Raw genomic sequence first — 3197 nt, forward strand, 5'->3', positions numbered from 1 at the left:
GGCCCCGGCCAGCTGCCAGGCGCCGAGCCCCCCGGCCCCCGTACAGACGGCCACCCACGCCGCGGTCGCGGCCACGCTGCGCCAGTTCACGGTGCCAGCCTGGCGCACCGTTCCCTAACGCCCGGTTAAGGGGAGCCCAAGGGTTCCGCTGGACAGACTGTCGTGTTCGCCGCCCGCCCGCAGACAGGACGCCGATGGTGTGTCCACGGACCGGACATCTACCCTCGGCCCCATGACCCCTCAGCCGAATCCCCAGGTCGGCGCCGCCGTCAAGGCCGCGGACCGCAAGCACGTGTTCCACTCCTGGTCCGCACAGGAGCTCATCGATCCGCTCGCCGTCGCCGGTGCCGAAGGCTCGTACTTCTGGGACTACGACGGCAACCGCTACCTCGACTTCACCTCGGGGCTCGTCTACACGAACATCGGGTACCAGCACCCGAAGGTCGTCGCGGCGATCCAGGAGCAGGCCGCGAAGATGACGACCTTCGCGCCCGCGTTCGCCATCGAGTCGCGCTCCGAGGCCGCACGCCTCATCGCCGAGCGCACCCCCGGCGACCTCGACAAGATCTTCTTCACGAACGGCGGCGCGGACGCCGTCGAGCACGCCCTGCGGATGGCCCGCCTGCACACGGGCCGCCCGAAGGTGCTCTCCGCCTACCGCTCGTACCACGGCGGCACGGAGCAGGCGATCAACGTCACCGGCGACCCGCGCCGCTGGGCCAGCGACCGCGGCACGGCGGGCGTCGTCCACTTCTGGGCGCCGTTCCTGTACCGCTCGCGCTTCTACGCGGAGACCGAGGCGCAGGAGTGCGAGCGGGCGCTGGAGCACCTGGAGACGACGATCCAGTTCGAGGGTCCGGCGACCGTCGCCGCGATCGTCCTGGAGACGATCCCGGGCACCGCGGGCATCATGACGCCGCCGCCTGGCTACCTCGCCGGGGTCCGCGCGCTCTGCGACAAGTACGGCATCGTCTTCGTCCTCGACGAGGTCATGGCGGGCTTCGGCCGTACGGGCCAGTGGTTCGCCGCCGACCTGTACGACGTCACGCCGGACCTGATGACCTTCGCGAAGGGCGTGAACTCGGGGTACGTCCCGCTGGGCGGCGTGGCGATCTCCGGCGCCATCGCCGAGACGTTCGCCAAGCGCCCCTACCCGGGCGGTCTCACCTACTCCGGGCACCCGCTGGCCTGCGCCGCCGCCGTCGCCACCATCAACGTGATGGAGGAGGAGGGCCTCGTCGCGTACGCGGCGAAGCTCGGCGCCGAGGTCATCGAGCCGGGCCTGCGCGAGCTCGCCGAGCGGCACCCGTCGGTGGGCGAGGTGCGGGGCACCGGCATGTTCTGGGCGCTCGACCTCGTCCGGGACCGGGAGACCCGCGAGCCGCTGGTGCCGTACAACGCGGCTGGTGAGGCGAACGCGCCGATGGCCGCGTTCGGCGCCGCCGCCAAGAAGAACGGACTGTGGCCCTTCATCAACATGAACCGCACGCACGTCGTGCCGCCGCTGAACATCACGGAGGCGGAGGCCAAGGAGGGCCTCGCCGCCCTGGACGTGGCGCTGGCCGCCGCTGACGAGCACGTCGCGTAGCCGGAGCGTTCCGGGGGGCGCCGCCGGCCGGCGGCGCCCCGTGCCGCGCCCTGCTCAGCTGAAGATGATCATCGAGCCCTGGGCCAGGCTGCGCGTGGCCGCCTGGTGCAGGCCCAGCCAGACGTGCCGTTCCCGGGCGAACGGGCTGTCGTCCGGCGGCACCGGGGCCGCCGGTTCCTCCAGGGCGGTGGGCGCCGTCGGCGGGGCGGGCGGCACCGGCGGGTTCGCCGGGTCGATGCCGATCGACGGAGCCACGTACTCCAGTTCGCGCAGCAGTGCGTGGGACGAGCCCAACGGGCCGCCACCGGCGAGGAGTTCGTCGTTCGAGAGCGGGGTCGCGAAGTCCACGGGGACGTACGCGCCCGCGTGGTCGTAGTGCCACACCAGGTGGGAACCCTGCGCCGTCGACTCGAACATCTCCAGCAACTGCTCGTAGTCACCGCCGAGTTCGTCGACCGGTGTCACGGCGAGGCCGCACAGCTGGAGCAGATAGGCGCGGCGCAGGAAGTGCAGCGCGTCGTAGTCGAACCCCGCGACCGGTGCGACGTCGCCGGAGAGTCCCGGCATGTACGAGTAGACCGGTACCGTCGGCAGCCCTGCATCGGTCAACGCCTTGTCGTACAGCGCGAGTTCTTCGGCGAAGGGGTTGTCGGGGCTGTGGCACAGCACGTCGACGAGGGGGACGAGCCACAGATCACAGGCCAAGAAGGGCTCCTTAGGACGTGTTCGGCGGCGCACGGCCGGGCGTACGCCAGGGTAGTCGGCGGCGCACCGCGACAGCCCTGTCTTGCAGGTACCCGCTCCCCCGTCGGTCCGAGCCTTATTCCCCGGCCAGCTGCTCGATGAGCGCGAGCGAGTCGGCGTTGTACCCGGCGATGATCGCGTGCGCGCCCGTGGCGTCCCGGCGGGCCAGGGCGTCCACCAGGTCGCAGTGCCCGGACCACAGGCGGCCCTTGAGGTCGCCGGCGCGGCGCAGGTGGGGGACCGCGCACATCCAGGACTGGACGCGCAGGCGGTGGAAGAAGTCGGAGAGGTAGGCGTTGCCGAAGAGGGCGGAGAGCTCTCGCCAGAAGCGCAGGTCGTAGCCGATGAGGACGTTGAGGTCGCCGGCGCCCGCGGCGCGGGCCGCCTCCTCGCCGCGGCGGCGGACTCCCGCGAGGGCGTCCGGGGTGCGGGGGTCCTGGGGCGGGTGCTCGGCGAGGCCGCGGAAGATTCCGTCGGCGACGAGGCTGCGGGCCTCGATCATCGCGCGGTAGTCGGCCAGGGAGTACTCGTGGACACGGAAGCCGCGGTGCTGGGCGGAGTCGAGGAGGCCCTGGGCGGTGAGGTCGACGAGGGCCTCGCGGACCGGGGTGGCCGACACCCCGTACCCCTCGGCGATCTCCTTGACCGTGAACTCCTGGCCCGGGGTGAGGCGGCCGCCCAGGATCTCGTCGCGGAGCGCGTCGGCGATCTGCTGGCGCAGGGTGCTGCGGGTGACGGCGGGGCCGTCGGATACGGGCACGGTTCCCCCGGTTCGGCTGACGCATCGGTTCCGCTGGTCCGGACCACCCTAGTCGGCCCCAGTCGGCCGCATGCCCCTCCTCACCGCGCCCACGGCCCCACCCAC

3 protein-coding genes are annotated in these 3197 nt (G+C 72.3%); 1 reads left to right on the top strand and 2 read right to left on the bottom strand.

All coding sequences use genetic code 11. The features are described from left to right. Positions 1–232 precede the first annotated feature (232 nt). Positions 233–1588, top strand: coding sequence for an aspartate aminotransferase family protein (locus M4J07_RS47230; protein ID WP_255983493.1), 1356 nt, complete (start codon positions 233–235; stop codon positions 1586–1588). Between the two features lie 54 nt (positions 1589–1642). Here the strand turns inward: M4J07_RS47230 and M4J07_RS47235 are convergent, their stop codons facing one another. After that, positions 1643–2293 carry a hypothetical protein gene (locus M4J07_RS47235; RefSeq protein ID WP_255983495.1) on the bottom strand — a complete coding sequence of 217 codons (651 nt, stop codon included), beginning with the start codon at positions 2291–2293 and terminating at the stop codon, positions 1643–1645. Positions 2294–2408: 115 nt separating this feature from the next. After that, positions 2409–3092 carry a GntR family transcriptional regulator gene (locus M4J07_RS47240; RefSeq protein ID WP_255983497.1) on the bottom strand — a complete coding sequence of 228 codons (684 nt, stop codon included), beginning with the start codon at positions 3090–3092 and terminating at the stop codon, positions 2409–2411. Positions 3093–3197 lie beyond the last annotated feature (105 nt).

This window comes from Streptomyces longispororuber, assembly GCF_024448165.1.
In the GTDB taxonomy this organism is placed as follows: domain Bacteria; phylum Actinomycetota; class Actinomycetes; order Streptomycetales; family Streptomycetaceae; genus Streptomyces; species Streptomyces longispororuber_A.